The sequence below is a fragment of the Pelomonas cellulosilytica genome (assembly GCF_021353265.1).
In the GTDB taxonomy this organism is placed as follows: Bacteria; Pseudomonadota; Gammaproteobacteria; order Burkholderiales; family Burkholderiaceae_C; genus Pelomonas; species Pelomonas cellulosilytica.
Genome location: NZ_JAJTWU010000004.1, coordinates 86,355 through 102,293, shown reverse-complemented (window position 1 = coordinate 102,293; position 15,939 = coordinate 86,355). Strand labels below are relative to the sequence as shown.

Sequence of the window (15,939 nt, the reverse complement as noted above, 5' to 3'; positions counted from 1 at the left end):
TCAGGTGAGGCCGAGAGCGACGAGGAGGAGGTCGATGGCCTTGATGCCGATGAAGGGCACGATGACGCCGCCCAGGCCGTAAACCAGCAGGTTGCGACGCAGCAGGGCCGCGGCGCCGATGGCGCGGTAGCGCACGCCCTTCAGGGCCAGCGGGATCAGTACGACGATGATCAGCGCGTTGAAGATGACTGCGGACAGGATGGCCGAGTTGGGACTGGCCAGCTGCATCACGTTCAGTGCCGACAGCTGCGGGTAGGTCGACACGAAGGCCGCCGGCAGCACCGCGAAATACTTGGCCAGGTCGTTGGCGATGGAGAACGTCGTCAGCGAGCCACGCGTCATCAGCATTTGCTTGCCGGTCTCGACGACCTCGATGAGCTTGGTCGGGTTGCTGTCGAGGTCGACCATATTGCCGGCCTCCTTGGCGGCCTGCGTGCCTGTGTTCATGGCCACGGCCACGTCGGCCTGGGCGAGAGCCGGCGCGTCGTTGGTGCCGTCACCCGTCATGGCCACGAGACGGCCTTGGGCCTGGTGCTCGCGGATCAGCGTCAGCTTGGCTTCGGGCGTCGCTTCGGCGAGGAAGTCATCCACGCCGGCTTCCGCCGCGATGGCGGCGGCCGTCAAGCGGTTGTCACCCGTGACCATGACGGTCTTGATGCCCATGCGGCGCAGCTGTGCAAAGCGCTCCTTGATGCCGGGCTTGACGATGTCCTTGAGCTCGACAACGCCGAGCACCTGCACACCTTCGGCCACCACCAGCGGCGTGCTGCCGCGGCGTGCGGCCTCGTCCACCGCAGCCTGCACGCTGGCGGGCCAGCGGCCGCCCAGCCCTTCGACGTGGGCGCGCACGGCGCTGCCGGCACCCTTGCGGATCTGGCGCGAACCGAGGTCGACACCGCTCATGCGGGTCTGGGCCGTGAAGGGAACGAAGAGGCCTTGATCCGCGGCGGCAGGCTTGGCGCCGAACTTGCGGTCGGCCAGCGCGACGATGCTGCGGCCTTCGGGCGTCTCGTCGGCGAGCGAAGCCAGGCGCGCGGCCTCGGCCAGATGGGCCTCGCTGGCGCCGTCCACCGGCCAGAAGGCGTCGGCCTGGCGATTGCCGAGGGTGATGGTGCCGGTCTTGTCCAGCAGCAGCACGTCAACGTCACCGGCGGCCTCCACAGCACGGCCCGAGGTGGCGATGACGTTGGCCTGCAGCATGCGGCTCATGCCGGCCACGCCCACGGCCGACAGCAGGCCGGCAATGGTCGTGGGGATCAGGCAGACCAGCAGTGCGACGAGTACGACGATGCTCACTGGCTGACCCGAGCCTGCCACGGACACGCTGAATTGCGAGAACGGCAACAGCGTGGCGCAGACGCCCAGGAAGACCAGGGTTAGCGCGACCAGCAAGATGGTCAGCGCGATTTCGTTGGGCGTGCGCTTGCGCTGCGCGCCTTCCACCATGGCGATCATGCGATCGACGAAGGTCTCACCGGGATTCACGGCGACGCGGGCGATGACCCAGTCGGACAGCACGCGGGTACCGCCGGTCATCGCGGAGAAGTCGCCGCCGCTTTCGCGGATGACAGGGGCGGACTCGCCGGTGATGGCGCTCTCGTCCACCGACGCAACACCCTCGACGACTTCAGCATCGGCCGGGACGACGTCATTCGTCTCGATGAAGATGACCTCGCCCTTGCGCAGGGTGCTGGCCTCGCGAGGGTGCCATTTCAGGCCCTCGCGGCCCATCCCGGGCTTCCAGTCTTCAATGACCTTGGCCCAGGTCTCCTTCTTCAGGCCACGCAGCGACGCGGCTTGCGCCTTGCTGCGACCTTCGGCCAGCGCCTCGGCGAAGTTGGCGAACAGGACCGTGAACCACAGCCACACGGTGACCGCGATGACGAAGCCGTTCGGCTGCGCGACGGACAGAGCCGTCGTCAGCAGGCTGCCCAGGTAGACCACGAACATGACCGGGTTGCGCAACTGCGTGCGCGGATCCAGCTTGCGGAAGGAGTCGACCAGGGCGGCGCGGGTCAGCGCCGGGTCGAGCAGGGAAAAACCAGCGCGTGTCATTGAGCGCTCCAAAGGATCAAGTGATCGACGACAGGGCCCAGGGCCAGCGCCGGCACATAGTTCAGAAGGCCGACCAGCAGCACCGCGCCGATCAGCAGCACGACGAACAGCGGGCCATGCGTGGGCAGCGTGCCCTCGCCCGGAGCCAAGCGCTTCTTGCCTGCCAGCGAGCCGGCCATGGCGAGCACCGGCACGATGACGCCAAAGCGGCCGATCCACATGACCAAGCCCAGCAGCAGGTTGTAGAAGGGCGTGTTCGTCGACAGGCCACCGAAGGCGCTGCCGTTGTTGTTGCCGGCCGAGGACATGGCGTACAGCACTTCGCTGAAGCCGTGGGCGCCGGGCGCCGCGATGCCGGCCTTGCCAGGCTCCATGACGACGGCCAGGGCCGTGCCGATGAGCACGGCGAGCGGCGTCAGCAGGATGGCCAGCGACACCATCTTCATCTCATGGGCTTCGATCTTCTTGCCCATGTATTCCGGCGTGCGGCCGATCATCAGCCCCGCGACGAAGACGGAAAGGATGGCGAACACCAGCATGCCGTACAGACCAGCGCCGACGCCGCCGAAGACGACTTCACCGAGCTGCATCATCACCATGGGTACCGCGCCACCCAGCGGGGTGAAGCTGTCGTGCCAGGCGTTGATGGCGCCGCAGCTCGCGGACGTCGTGATGACGGCGAACAGCGACGAGGCCTCGATGCCGAAGCGCACTTCCTTGCCCTCCATGTTGCCGCCCGACTGCGTAGCGCTGGCTACGGCGTCGACACCCAGCTTGGCGAAGTGCGGGTTGCCGGCCTGCTCGGCTGCCGTCGCCACGACGACGGCGACCACGAACATGGCCGTCATCGCACCCAGTAGCGCCCAGCCCTGGCGCATGTCACCCACCTGGCGTCCCATGACGAAGCACAGCGCCGCCGGGATCAGGAAGATCGACAGCATCTGCAGCGCGTTGGTGGCCGCGGTCGGGTTCTCGAAGGGATGGGCCGAGTTCGCGTTGAAGAAGCCGCCACCGTTGGTGCCCAGCATCTTGATGGCGAGCTGGGAGGCGACCGGACCGACCGCGATGCTCTGGCTCTGGCCGGACTTGTCTTCCATGACGGGTTGACCGTCGGCGCCCTTGATCGGCTGACCGGCGGCGTCAACCTTGGGCTCCTGCCAGCTCTGCGCCTCGATGGTGGTCACGTCCTGGTAGGGCTTGAAGGTCTGCACGACACCCATGCCGGCCAACACGAGGGCGAACACCAGGGACAGCGGCAGCAGCACCCACAGCGTGGCGCGGGTCAGGTCGGTCCAGATGTTGCCGATGGCCTTGCCGCTGTGGCGCGCGAAGCCGCGCACCAGGGCGATGACGACGGCAATGCCGGTGGCGGCGGACAGGAAGTTCTGCACCGTCAGCGCGAGCATCTGCGTCAGATAGCTCATGGTCGTCTCTCCACCATAGCCCTGCCAGTTCGTGTTGGTCACGAAGCTGACGGCGGTGTTGAAGGCCGAGTCCGGCGTGACCGCACCCATGGCCTGCGGGTTCAGCGGCAGGTATTGCTGCAGGCGCTGAAGCACATAGACGGCGACGACGCCCAGGCCGTTGAAGATCAACAGGCCCAGCGCATAGCGCAGCCAGCCCTGCTCGGCGTCGGCGTCAACGCCAGCCAGCTTCAAGATGCCGCGCTCGATGCGGCGCAGCCATTCGATGCGGCCTTCCATGGCCGCGTAGATCCAGCGCGCGAGCGGCCAGGCCAAGGCCAGCAGCACGACGAGGAAGGCGACCAGTTGAATGCAGGCGGAGGCGTTCATGTCAGGTCCTCCGGGAACAGCAAGGCCCAGAACAGGTAGATCACGAGGAAAACCACCAGTCCAGCCGAAACCCATTCAAAAACGCTCATGCGCGGCCTCCGTTGCGTTGACCGCGAAGTCGCTCGCAGCCCCAGGCCGCCAGCGCCGTCACGAGGGCGAGGGCGACGCCCAGGCCCAAAAACACGATGTCCATGACACCTCCTATTGATGGGAGGAATTCTGGAAAACGGACCGTCAATTCGCTGAAAAGATCAGCACCCTCCATATCAAGAACGCATCAAGAAGACGTCTACACGGGGGCCGCTCGGGCTGAAATCAGGCCCAGACCCCCTGCACGACACCAGTGCACGCCAGCACGCTGCCGGCGCGCCGTGCCCGTGACCCATGTACTCTTGATGCGAACTTGATACCGGGAGCCCAAGTCTTGATCTGGCTTTGACGCGCTCGGCGCTGCAATGCCTTCATCGCTCAGTGCTACAGGAGTTGTTGCGATGAAAGGCTATCGAATACGCCGCGTCGAGGACGCCGACCCCGTGATCGACCTGAGGTCGATGCTCAGGAGCGTTTTCGGCGGACAGACGGCGGTACAGCGTTCTCTTAATGGGCCAACCAGAGCTAAAGCTGCTGCGCGATGCGGTGACGTTCGAACGAGGAATCCGCGCCGTGACATCGACATCAGGCGGAGCTTGGGACTTGACCGCGAGCGGCCTCTGGCGGGGTAGGGCGGCGACACGGTCGATGGACGTTCCGTCAAGGGCCGGCGGATTCCAGGCCGTTGGTGAACAAGCACGTGGCGTCTGGCGGGCCCTTCTGTTTGTCTTGCAGTTTCGCCCCCCTGAGAAGCTCCGCTCAGGCGCGCTCAGAACCTTGCCGACAGCCCCAACGTGGCCTCAACGTTCCTCGTGACCCCGGCTCCGTAAGCGCTCGAGGCGGTGACGAGGCGCAGGTCGCCACGCAAGCTGACTCGCCGATTGAGCGGCACCGTCAGGCCAGCACCAAGGTCAACGGTGCGGCTCGTTGCACCCGACGAGAAGCCATTGAACACCACCACCCCAACGCCGCCCAGCAAAAACACCCGCCAACCGAGTGGGCCGAGCGGGCGCGACTGCAGGATCGAATGCCCGGTCAGCTGCCAGATGCGTCCCGATGCGCCGGCCGAGTCGTACGTCGTTCCCGTCGACAGCTCGGACTCGACCATCCAGTTGGCGCTCAACCCGACGCCATAGCGAACGCCCAGCATCCACGGACTGCGGATGCCCAAGCCGCTTTGCAGGTGCAGGTACTCGATGAACAGCCCCGCTTCGCGGCGCCGCTCATCGCCGTCGCCGCCGTAGGTCGGCGGCAAGACCACCCCCGTCTGCGCCGTGGCCGTCGACATGCAACCGTCGCCCGGGTAGTAGGCCGTGACCTCCCAGGGGCCGCCCGACCTCGCGTTGTAGGCGTCCTCGAAACAGCCTGTGGCGTCCGTCTGCACTTCGTGCCACACCGGCTGCCCGTTGGCGTCGAGGTAGCGCACGCTGATCATCTGATTGGGCTGCGGCGGCTGGGTGCAGCCGCGCGCCGTGATGCGCTCGCAGAAGCTTCGCGAGAAGAAGCCGTGCCTATCGTCCCCACCCGGGCAGGCCGACGTGCGTGTGGTGACATCGATGGTTTCGGTCCGGCGAAGCGCCACGTTCAGCGTCGTGCCGCCGAGCCGCAGCAAGGTGTCGCCGCGCGGTGACCAGCCCGTCATGTGGATGTCGTGGTTGCGGCAGACGGGCGCTTCGTCGTTCGGCTTGACCCTGAGGGTGCCGACGAACCTCTCGCCGGGCGCGAGCAGCACGCGGTCGGCCGACAGGCTGTGCGTCCACGCGCGCGGTACGTCGTCGGCGCGGAAGTACACCAGGCGGGGCTGCGCCTGGTCGTTGCTCACGCTGAAGTCGAGCTTCACTTCGGTGTACGGACTGTGCGTACGGCTCTCCTGGACGCTGAGGTTCTGCTGCGCGTTGTTGTTCGCGTCGTTGGTGTCGTTGACCAGACGGCGCAACGCGACGCGCACGCACGAGTGCGGGTCGTCCGGGCTCACGGGCGTCCATTCGAAGTAGACGTCGCGGTACTCGCCGGGCGGAATCGTCGGGATGATCCGCACGCCGCGCGGCGAGAAGTCGCTTTCTCCACCCACCGTGTGGTACGGCTCCGACATCGAAAAGGCAACCTCGACGTCGTGCGCGGTGGCCGGTCCCGCGTTGTGGACGCGCGCGTACACGCGGTTGACTTCGCCGGCGATCGGTTGCTCCTCCGTGCGGCCGTCCGACAGGAAGGTGGCCGGGTCATAGCGCTCGAAGCCGCCGCCGTCGCGCAGGTTGTCGACCCAGATGTCCGGGCTGGTCCAAGGCGGATCGCCGGTGCCTACGGAGACGTCGTAGCCCGTGGCCGGTGGCGCGTAGTCGATGCGTACCATGTAGCCGTCGTCGCCGGCGAGCTGCGCGTCGACGACGATGCGGATGCCGGTCCCTACCGGCTCGATCCTGCCGTTCACCTGCAGCGGTGCATCGTCGCGTGTCGCAGTCGCCGGCGTGCCGTCGCGCACGATCACTGGCAGTTCGCCTTGGGGCACCGCCTTGTTGGCGTAGTACACGAGCACACCGGCCGACGGCACCGGGTCGTTACCCAGGTCGGGCCTGCGCGCTTCGATCCAGTAGAAGTGCGTCTCCTCCTCGAAGGTCGTCACCCCTTCGGTCAGGCCCACGGCGATGGCGCCATACGCGTCGCGCGCCAGCGTGCTCTGGTAGCTCAGCGCCACCGGCGGTTCGTTGCTGCGCGGCGGCGCGCCGCGCGGCGGACGGCGGATGTAGTTGATGCGGCCACCGGCCGCCGTGACCCAGCCGGCCAGTTCCTTCGACCAGACCAGCGGGTGCGCGCCGTTGATCGGCTTGGCCATGTTGTCCCAGCCCGAGGCGGCGCCGACGAGGCCGGGATCCACGTTCACGTTGTCGTGGACATAGAGATCCTTGAGGCCGAACTGGTGCAGCATGCCGTGGGCGAACTGCGCCGTCGTATCGGCAGGGCCTTGAATGGACGCCGAGAGGTGGTAGGTGTTGCCGGCCGCCGTGAATGGCCAGTGACCCGTCGACGCCGCGTCCATCACGAACGACGCATCGTTGAGCACGACCACGACGCGGTCGATGTCGTCGTCGGCGTCGGCCGTCGGGCCGTCCAGGATGCCGGGGTTGGCTGCGATGACCTTCTGCAGCACCTCGCTGGTTAGGTCGACGACGTAGGTGCGGGTCGGCTCCGCATAGTAGGCGCGCGGATGGTCGAGCGTGATCGGACCGACGAACAGCGGCCGCAGCCGCGCCTGTCCGTACGACACCGTGCGCACCCATGCGTCTACCTCGTCGACACGGGTGCGCACATCGGCCTCCGACGCCGAGCCGGTCACGTCGGGAAAGTCCGCGCGCACGACCAGCGTGTCCTGCGGGCCGACCGGGAAGGGTGCGCGCGCGACCTTGATCGGACGCACCGCGACGTTGTTGCCGGCGCGGACTGCCGCGGGGCCGGCACCGGCCGGCGCCTGGTCGTAGGCATCGAGGATGCGCACGCCCAGCACGAAGGCGCCGTCGTTGAAGAGCGCGCTGTCCGGCGGCGGTGGCCGCAGCCGCAGCGGGCCCAGCACCACGGAGGCGCCGGCGGCCAGCGGCGGCACCTCCAGGCGATGGCTGGTGGCCGTGCCGTTGTAGATCCCCGCGGACTGCCAGTCGGCCGGGAACGCGAGGTTGCCGGCCGGGTCGGCCCAATAGAGCAGCGCCACCGCCTCGCGCATCTCCTGGCTCCCGCGGTTGCGCACCGCCAGGTAGACGTAGTTGTCCTGGCCGAAACGCGGTTGCTGAAAGGTCTGGAACTCGAGTCCGGCCGCGGCCGCGGTGGCATCGAGGTCGGGCAGGTGCCGCACCAGCACGTCGGGCGATGCGAGCACAAAGGACGCCGCCGACGGCTGCGCGCCGGTGTCGCCGACGTAGTCCCGGATCCAGCCGTCGTACGGCACCGTCGTGCTCCTGCCGAGGTAGGCGACGACCGCATGCCGGTCGCTGTCGGCCGCAAACAGCTGCAGGCCGGCACCGGCAGCCGAGGACACGCCGAGCTTCTGCAGAAAGCCCATCGACGGCGCCCGGCCAAGGCTGTACAGGTAGCGCCCGTCGGCGGCCAGCACCGCGATGCGGTGGTTGCCGGTGTCGGCGACGAAGATGCGGCCGTCGTCGCTGATGGCCACGTCGCGCGGAAAGCGGAACTCGCCGGCCCCCGTGCCGAAGCGGCCGAAGCTCGTGCTCGTGCCGCCGGTCTCGTAGCGGACGATGCGGTGGTGGTCGGTGTCGGCCACGTACACCCGTCCGTCGGGGCCGACCCCGATCCCGTAGGCGTTGCCGAGCGAGGGATCGGTGACGAAAACCTCCCACGACGTGTCGGCCGGCCCGTCGGCGCGCAGCACCCGCTTGCGTCCGGCGTCGAGCAGGTACACGTGGCCATCGGCCGCAGTGGCGACGCCGCGCGGCGCCTCGATCGTCGAGCCGCCGACGCTGTTGCGCGTCGTCGAGGCGAAACCCAGGTCGGCTGTGTAGGTGGCGCTCGCCGCCGACCAGCGGAACAACAGCACCTGGTTGCGCCTGGCATCGACGACGTAGACGTTGCCGCCCCTGTCCGCGGCCAGGCCTTGCGGGTCGACCAGTGCGGCGGGGTCGGTGAGGTCGGAGATCTCTCCGAAGCTCTGAAACGACGGCGTACCGGAGAGCGTGCTCAGCGCGGCAAATTGGATGCGCCGGTGCCGCGTGTCCGACACCAGCAGGTGGCCCTGCACGGTGTTGACGGCGACGCCGAAGGGGTTCTCGAAGGCGCCGGTGAGCGTGTACGGGGGGCCGAACTCGACCAGCTGCGCGGGCGCGGTGCCGGCCCAGAGGCAGGCCGCCAAACCGGTGACGATGGTCCTCACGATGCTCATGGCTTCACCGCCAGCGTTTGATGCAATTCGCGGGCGTACGAACGCAGCCCCGACGGCCCGGCGAGGCTGCGCGTCGCCGGCGTGCCAAAGGCCGCTGTGGTATTCGGCGGCAGTGCCAGCCACTGCTGCGGCCCGCTGCGATCGGCGTCGCGCCGCAGGGCCAGCATCTCGGCCCGCCCCATTCGCGCCGGGTCGGTGGCCGCGGACGCCAGCCACAGCGCGTCCGGCGACAGCGGCGTGGCCGCGGGCACGGCCAGCACGAGCACGGGCGAGAACAGCGGCGGCACGAGTGCGCGCGCGACGACACCGCCGACGACGATAGCCTCGCCGACGTCGCCACGTGGCAGGAAGCGCTGTGGGTCTGCGACACGCAGTGCGAGCAGCACGACCTCGGTCTCGCGCCGCAGCACGCCTTCGACGATGAAGTCCATCGGCTCGGTGAGCCGGATCGTCTCGGCATGCAGCAGTTGCGCAAAGGCGGCTGGCGAGACCGCGGTGCCCCGGTCGGCCGCCGGATCACCGGTTGCGCAGCCGACGCCGGCCAGCAGCAGGGCAACGAGAGGGGCGAGGCTCGCCTTGATGGCTGGTCTCATTTCCAGATCTCCAGGTCGTCGACGCCGACGGCACCCGCGGGCAGCGCGAAGTTGAAGCGGATCGTCGCGACCTGGCTGAGATCGAGCGCCCGTCCATTGGCGACGAACGCCCACCAGGGAAATACGAAGGTCTCGAACGCGGCCTTGGTGGTCAGTCTGCCGCACAGGTTGGTCGGGTAGGTGCCGCGCACGCGCCGCCAGGCTGACGCGTTCACGGTGCTGGTTCCGCCGGCGTTGTCGATGAGCGTGACGGAGAAGTCCGTGTCGGGCACGACGGCGACGCCGTTGGGGGGGCGCAGCGCGAGGCGCAACGCCAAGGACGCACCGCGCAGGTCGCTCGATCCCGGGGCGAGCTGCACGGCGTATTCGTCAGCCACCGTGGCCCAGCGCAGAGCGGCGCCGTTGGTCTTCTGGAAGAAGCGGTTGTTCGCGCCCACCTCGTTGGGCAGGTCGAGGTCGGCCAGCTCGACCTCGTTGAGCCCGGGGAGCGTGCTCGACACGGTCAAGTTGGCGCTGCTCAGCACCGGGTCGGGAAAGTGGCTTTGGTAGTCGTCCAGCACCACCTTGCCGGGACCGGCGTTCCTGCGCGTGGCGCCCATCAGCGGCAGCACGCTGTCGTCGGGCAGCCCGGCCGGGCGCAGCAGCGAGGGCGGTGTCGAGAAATAGGCACCGTATGCAGGCTGGCCCAGCCGGTAGGTCTGCATTAAGGCAAGCACGTAGGCACTCGCCGCACTGCGCTGGTGGTCGCCCAGCAGGCGGACCGGGTTGACCGGGCCGCAGAGCGGCGGTGCGGCGTCGTCGGTCGGCCAGCTCGTGTTCCAGGCGTTGTGGTTGGCGCCGCGCAAGTAGATCTGATGGGCGGGGCCGGTGGTGGCGTCGAAGTGGGCAAACGGCCATGAGATGCGGGGCGAGGCTCCGCTTACGTCGCCGTCGGCGCTTCCATAGAGCAGCAGGAAGGGCGTGGCCACCGGAGGCACCACGAGCGGCGCATTGACCGTGTGATTCGCGGTGGGCGCCAGCGAGGTCACGCTTCGCACGCCCAGTGCAGTGAATGGCGGCGTCCCCGGCGGCGGGGCGACGGCGCCGCTGAGCATGTTGGCAGCGACGATCACCGCCTCGCCGCCGCGCGAATGGCCGAGCAGGTGGATGTCGTTCGGGTCGAGGTGGCCCGCGAGCGGGCCGGCAATCGTCGCATTGGAGAGCAACTCCTCAACGGTGCGAAGCAGCACGTTGGCGCGCAGGAGGATGCCGCTGGTCGCCACGTCGATGTCTGGATAGCCGATGCTCGAGGCCTGACCACCCGGCCAGTTGCCGACCATCTGGTCCAGATCGACGCTCACCGACGCGATGTCATGGGCAGCCAGCACGTCCTGGAGGTAGGTGTGGCCCCGGAAGTTCTCGTCGGTGGTGTTGGCGACCTTCACCCACCCCGCGCCGCTGTTCACCCACAGCGGCAAGTGGTTGCCGTGCGCGATCGCCAGCAACGGCACTTTGGGCGGCAGGGCGCTGGGATACGCCACCCGGCCGCGCAGCCGGAAGTTGAACGCCGCCGCGAGGCCGTCGTAGGGCATGGTCACGGTGGTCGTCACGGGCGCCACGTGCAGCGTGGCCTCGGCGCTGACGACGCTGCCGTCCACGTTGGCCACGACGCAGCGGTACTTGCTGCCGTCCTCGCTGATCGGCTGTGGCACGCTCGTGTAGTTGGCCGCGGTGGCGCCGGCGATATCGACGCCATTCTTCTGCCATTGGTAATGGAGGTTGGCGCCTGTCGCGGTGACGCTGAAGGTCGCCGTCGTTCGTCCCTCGATCATGGTCTGCCCGGTGGGATCGGCGGTGACCACGGGCACCGCGGGCAGCGGCGCTGCCGGCACGCGCAACACCGCCTCGGCGCTAGTGGCGACGCCGGCGATGCCGCCGATGTTGTTGCGGACCACGCAGCGGTAGCGCGCGCCGTGGTCGGCCAGCACGGCCGGGTTGGTCGTGTAGCTCGCCGCCACCGCGCCCACGATGTCGATGCCATTGCGCTGCCATTGGTACGTCCGGCCCGCGCCGCTCGCCGCGACGGTGAAGGTTGCGCTGTTGCCGACCATGACGTTCTGGCTGACCGGATCGGTCGTGATCTGGGGCGCCGATGGCGGCGTCGGCGGCACGCCGTACTCAAAGCTGGCCACGGCACCGGGCGGGGCGGGCGCCAGGTCGTTCGGCAGCACCACCACCGATGGCTGCTCGGGCGCCACCGAATCGACGATGTCGCCCGGATCGAGGCGCTGATCGGTGGCGTGGCTGTTCGGGTCAGCTGGACAGCTGCCGAAGTCGTAGACGACGTCATAGCCCTGCTCGACCCTGAGGTCGTTGGCCGGCACAGCGCCGAAGGTGGAAACATTCATGCTAACGCCCGCCGCATCGACCTTCACGACCTGGGCTGGCACCAGCGGCGTGATCGTGCTGTCGATCGCCCATTCCGCTGCGCTCTTGTGGCGCACGAGGTAGACCGTGGCCTTGCGCCCCACGCGATCGACATAGCGCGCCGGATCGAGCGCCGACGTCACAGGCGACGTCCCGGCGCTGGTCACGCTGAGCACGCGCTGGTAGAGGAACTCGGGGTAGGTCGGGCGGAGCAGGCCCGCCAAGCCCGGGCTGTCGCCGACGCGCAGCTTGAGCTTCTTCTCGCCGACGAGGTTGCCGTCGGCCTTGTATTGCAGGCGCAGCACGACCTCGCCGTGGGCGACGCCGTTGGCGAGCAGCTTGACGTCCAGCTTGTGGGTGACGGGATCGAAGTCGGCTTGCGTCCAGGTCTTGGGGCCTACCGCGGCATGCGCGCCGGCCGCTTCGTACAAGGCCACGGTGGCCGCACTGCCGTGCTCGTAGTCGAGCGTGACGTCGGTGCTGGTGCTGCCCTCCATCGGTTGCACCACCACGTTGATGGGCAGCATCACGAACTTGAGCTGATCGAAGTTGCCGGCCAACGGCGTCGGGTTGCGGGCCACGAAGGCGCCGGTCGTGGCGTTGGTCGCGTCGTCCGAGCAGAAGGGCCGCAGGCCAAAGTCGAAGCCGTTGAGGCCGACGTAGTCTTGCGCGTCCTTGCCCGCCGGGTTACCCGTCGGCGCGTAGGTTGCTTCGAAGCGGGTTGGGTTGGACGTGCCGGCGAGCATCTTGACCGTGAAGACCTTGGGCGCCGCATAGCCGCTGGCCGGCTGGACGACGCCGGCGTCGGTGGCCAACACCGTGGCGCCTTCCTTGATCTCGGTCGACGCGGCGTTGCCGCTGGTGCGCAGCGTCACCGACCCGCTCAGGGTCGCGGGCTCCAGCTTCAACGTCATCTGCGTCGGGGCGCCGTTGACGTCCAGCAGCGCGCCCGGCGATTGCTTGCGTGCGGCCGGTGTGCCGTCCACCTGCAGGTCGATGCGGTAGGCCGTGAAGGCGTGGCGCGGACTCGTCGCGAGACTGTTGCCGGCCTTGCGGATCTCGATCTCGGCGGTGTGCGCGCCGGGGTCAATTCGCCGTCCTGGCGACAGCTCACCGTTCCAGCGGAAGGTCCCGGTGAACGGCGTCGGAATCCGGATCGAGCCTGCGATGACGTTCGGGTTGGCGACCGTGCGGATGTGCAGCCAAGCCTCGTCGTAAGCAGGCCCCGCAGTGTATGTGGCCGAGACCGCGTAGTCGATCCGCAGCGCGTCGTTGGCCGTGGCCAGCCGGTTGAGCGACAACAGGCTGTCGGACCCCGCGCCGATGCTCACGTCGACGACTTCGAGCCAGATCGACAAGGGCTGCAGCGCCTCGAAGAACACCGGCGACTGCAGCGGCTCGCCCGCCCGCAGGCGCACCGTGTACCTGCCGGCCGGCGGGCGCTTGCCGTCGCTCGCATAGCCGTGCCAATGCGCGACGCCATAGCCTCCCAGCGACGCTGCCAGCACGTCGTAGTCGACCTGACCCGTGTAGACCGGCTGCGCCAGCGCGGTGTCGCTCTCGTGGAAGAGCGCGAACTCGAGGCGCACCGACTGTGCGAAGGCGGGGTTCGCGTACAGCGCCGCGTTCAGGTGGTAGAAGACGAAGGCCCCGGCGCTGTCGCCGGCCTGCAGGAACTTGTAGTTCGCCGTGGTCGGGTAGTCGATGCAGATCTCGCTCGGGCAGTTGCCCACGCTGAGCGGAATCGTCGTGAAGCCCGACAGCTGGTTCGGCGGCATCTCGTCGTCCGTCACCAGCAGGCCCAGCAGGTAGCTGCCCTGGCACGCCGTGGGCACGGTCGAGCCCGCCGGGTACAGCACGAAGGTCGCTGCCTGCGCGGCGTTGCCGGGCGCGGGAGGCGGCGGCACGGCGGTACAGCCGAACGGCGCCAGCTGGTACTGCCACTCGAAGCGGCTGATCCCGAGGCCGGGCGAGTAGGGCGCAGTGGCCAGGTTGTCGAGGTCGAAGCTGGGCAGCCCGGTAGCGCCTACCGCGGTCGACAGCTGGCCAGCGACGTCGGTCACGACATAGCCGGTCGACACGGCGATGGCCAGCGGCGCGGAGTTCAGCGGCAGCACGGTGACCCGGAAGGTGGTGGCGTCGCGGTTGTCCTCGTCGTCCTTCACCTCGAGCTGGAAGGTCCAGCTGCCGGGTCGCAGCGCGCCGGCGGGAATGCTCAGCGTGGGCGCGCCGTTGGCTACATTGCGTATGTAGTCGACGGGTCCTGGCGAGATCTCGCCGACGTAGTCGATCGGCACGTCGACCAGTTGCCAGTCGTAGGACGTCACGCCGACGACGCCGCTGATGGCGCCGGTGCTGCTCACATGGCCGCAGGCGGGGTCCGCCGGCGTGCACGGTGCGTCCGCGTCCACCGAGCCCGAGCCGTCGAGCACGACGGGCGACGTCAGCGCCACATTCTCGGCGCCGGTGACCATTGCCGAGACCGGACCGTCGATGGCCACGGTCACGGTCTGACTGGCGTTGGAGTTGGCCGCGTGATCGTTGTCGGCGATGTGCAGCGTGAAGATCCAGGTCCCGGCCTCGGGCGTGCTCAGCACCAGGTCGGGTCCGTTGCGGAAGTTGTGGCCCGGCATGGCACCGGCCGAGACCGGGGCCTGCACGAGCTCCCAGTCGTGCGTGACCGTCCCGCCATCGGGATCGTCGGGCGTGGTGTTGCTCACCGTCACCGACTGACCGAGCTTGATCGAGACCTTGTCGGCGGTTGACAGCGTGATTTTCGGCGGCAGGTTGGCGACCTCGACGGTCGCTGTTTTGCGGACCTCGCCGTTCTCGTTGTCGGTCGCGACCAGCTCGATGCGCCAGGTGCCGATGTCGCGGTCGGTCGTCGGGATGCACAGCGCGTTGGCGGCACAGGGCTGCGCGCTCTGGTAGTCGGATTGCGGCCCCGCCGATGCACCCGGCGGGGATTGCAGGATGTTCCAGCGGATCGTCAGTGGAGGGCCGCCGTCGGGATCGACCGTCGTCGATGGCGCGAGCTGCAGCAACTGCAGTGCGTCGATCGAGGTAGCGCCGTTGATCGACACCGTGGCCAGCAGGTTTTCGATGCGGAAGCTGGTCGAGAAGGTCTTGCGCTCGCCTTCATCGTCGTCGACGTCGAGTTCAATGGTCCAGTTGCCGATGTCTCGCTCATCAACGAAGGTCAGCGTCGTCGTTGCCGCGCTCGGCGAAGCCAGGACGGCGGCACGGCTGGCCGGCGCGGCGACGATGCGCCACAAATGGGCGAGGCTGCCGCCGTCTGCGTCGCCGCTGTTGGCCGACAGCGTGATCGTCTGCCCGACCGCAGGCGTGCCGGCGACGGTGATGTTGGCCGTCGGCGGGCTGTTGAAGACGACCAGGTCAAGTTCGGTTGGGGTGCAGTTTTGCAGCGTCGCACCGTCCGTGGTGAAGGTGCACTCAACCAAGTACCGGTAAGTCCCGGCATCGCGAACCGACGCGGTCGACCAACTGAACGGGATGTCGAACCAGTTGTCGCCGTTGAAGTCGAACGAGCCCGCCTGTGTCCTCAGTGGATTGGCCATGTGCGCTGCGGTCGAGCCGGGCGAGGGTGTCGGTGCGGGCGACGCTGCTGTGAAACCCAGCAGGGTGAAGCGCCACTCGACCGCAGAACCGTAGCAGGTGGTCGTGCCCGGCGGGACGATGCACAAAAAACTGCTCCCGGAGGCCCCGACCTTGGTCGTTGTCGTGGTGACCAAGGCCTGCGCGATGCACGGCATCAGCGCCAGCAAAAGAGCGAGCAAGTGCCGCAGGCATCGAAATGAGTACGGATCGCTGATCACGCGAGCCCTGGGCCGCTCGTGCGCCGGCTCCTGGAGGGGCGCGAGGATCGTGCAGCCGCCTGCAAGCACTCCCGACGCAAGGGCGTGCGCTATCGCAACGCCCTGACCGACCCATGTCTTGCGGTCTGCTGCCACTTCGATCAATTCGACGTCGTACGCGTCTTCGGATTCGGTAGCACCGTGATGTCGATGCTGTCAAAGCGCACTGATCGCACCAGAGCATCGTCGGTACACGCGTTCTGGATATTCGAGTGCAGGCCATCGAAAGGCGCGCAAAGCAATCG

At 68.2% G+C, this 15,939-nt stretch carries 6 protein-coding genes; all 6 read right to left on the bottom strand.

The genetic code is table 11. The annotated features are described in order from the left end of the window. The gene (gene kdpB / locus LXT13_RS11535) at window positions 1-2,055 is read right to left on the bottom strand and encodes a potassium-transporting ATPase subunit KdpB (protein WP_233372077.1); all 2,055 of its coding nucleotides are present in this window, start codon (window positions 2,053-2,055) and stop codon (window positions 1-3) included. Next, window positions 2,052-3,848 (bottom strand): potassium-transporting ATPase subunit KdpA, encoded by a 1,797-nt coding sequence (gene kdpA / locus LXT13_RS11530; protein ID WP_233372076.1) that lies wholly within the window; start codon window positions 3,846-3,848, stop codon window positions 2,052-2,054. Before kdpA ends, kdpB begins: the two co-directional genes overlap by 4 nt. Further along, window positions 3,845-3,937, bottom strand: coding sequence for a K(+)-transporting ATPase subunit F (gene kdpF, locus LXT13_RS11525; RefSeq protein ID WP_233372075.1), 93 nt, complete (start codon window positions 3,935-3,937; stop codon window positions 3,845-3,847). Before kdpF ends, kdpA begins: the two co-directional genes overlap by 4 nt. A gap of 770 nt (window positions 3,938-4,707) precedes the next feature. Further along, window positions 4,708-8,679, bottom strand: a complete 3,972-nt coding sequence (locus tag LXT13_RS11520) for a CARDB domain-containing protein (RefSeq protein ID WP_233372074.1) — start codon at window positions 8,677-8,679, stop codon at window positions 4,708-4,710. Between the two features lie 137 nt (window positions 8,680-8,816). After that, window positions 8,817-9,413: a hypothetical protein gene (locus LXT13_RS11515; protein ID WP_233372073.1), complete on the bottom strand. Its 597-nt coding sequence runs from the start codon at window positions 9,411-9,413 to the stop codon at window positions 8,817-8,819. Continuing rightward, complete coding sequence (locus tag LXT13_RS11510) at window positions 9,410-15,397, bottom strand: PKD domain-containing protein (RefSeq protein ID WP_233372072.1); 5,988 nt, start codon at window positions 15,395-15,397, stop codon at window positions 9,410-9,412. Before LXT13_RS11510 ends, LXT13_RS11515 begins: the two co-directional genes overlap by 4 nt. Between the last annotated feature and the right edge of the window lie 542 nt (window positions 15,398-15,939).

Bases quoted from the DNA above. Each gene is read 5' to 3' on its own strand.
- kdpB (WP_233372077.1), bottom strand. From the start codon at position 2,055: ATGACACGCGCTGGTTTTTCCCTGCTCGACCCGGCGCTGACCCGCGCC.
- kdpA (WP_233372076.1), bottom strand. From the start codon at position 3,848: ATGAACGCCTCCGCCTGCATTCAACTGGTCGCCTTCCTCGTCGTGCTG.
- kdpF (WP_233372075.1), bottom strand. From the start codon at position 3,937: ATGAGCGTTTTTGAATGGGTTTCGGCTGGACTGGTGGTTTTCCTCGTG.
- LXT13_RS11515 (WP_233372073.1), bottom strand. From the start codon at position 9,413: ATGAGACCAGCCATCAAGGCGAGCCTCGCCCCTCTCGTTGCCCTGCTG.
- LXT13_RS11510 (WP_233372072.1), bottom strand. From the start codon at position 15,397: ATGGCCAATCCACTGAGGACACAGGCGGGCTCGTTCGACTTCAACGGC.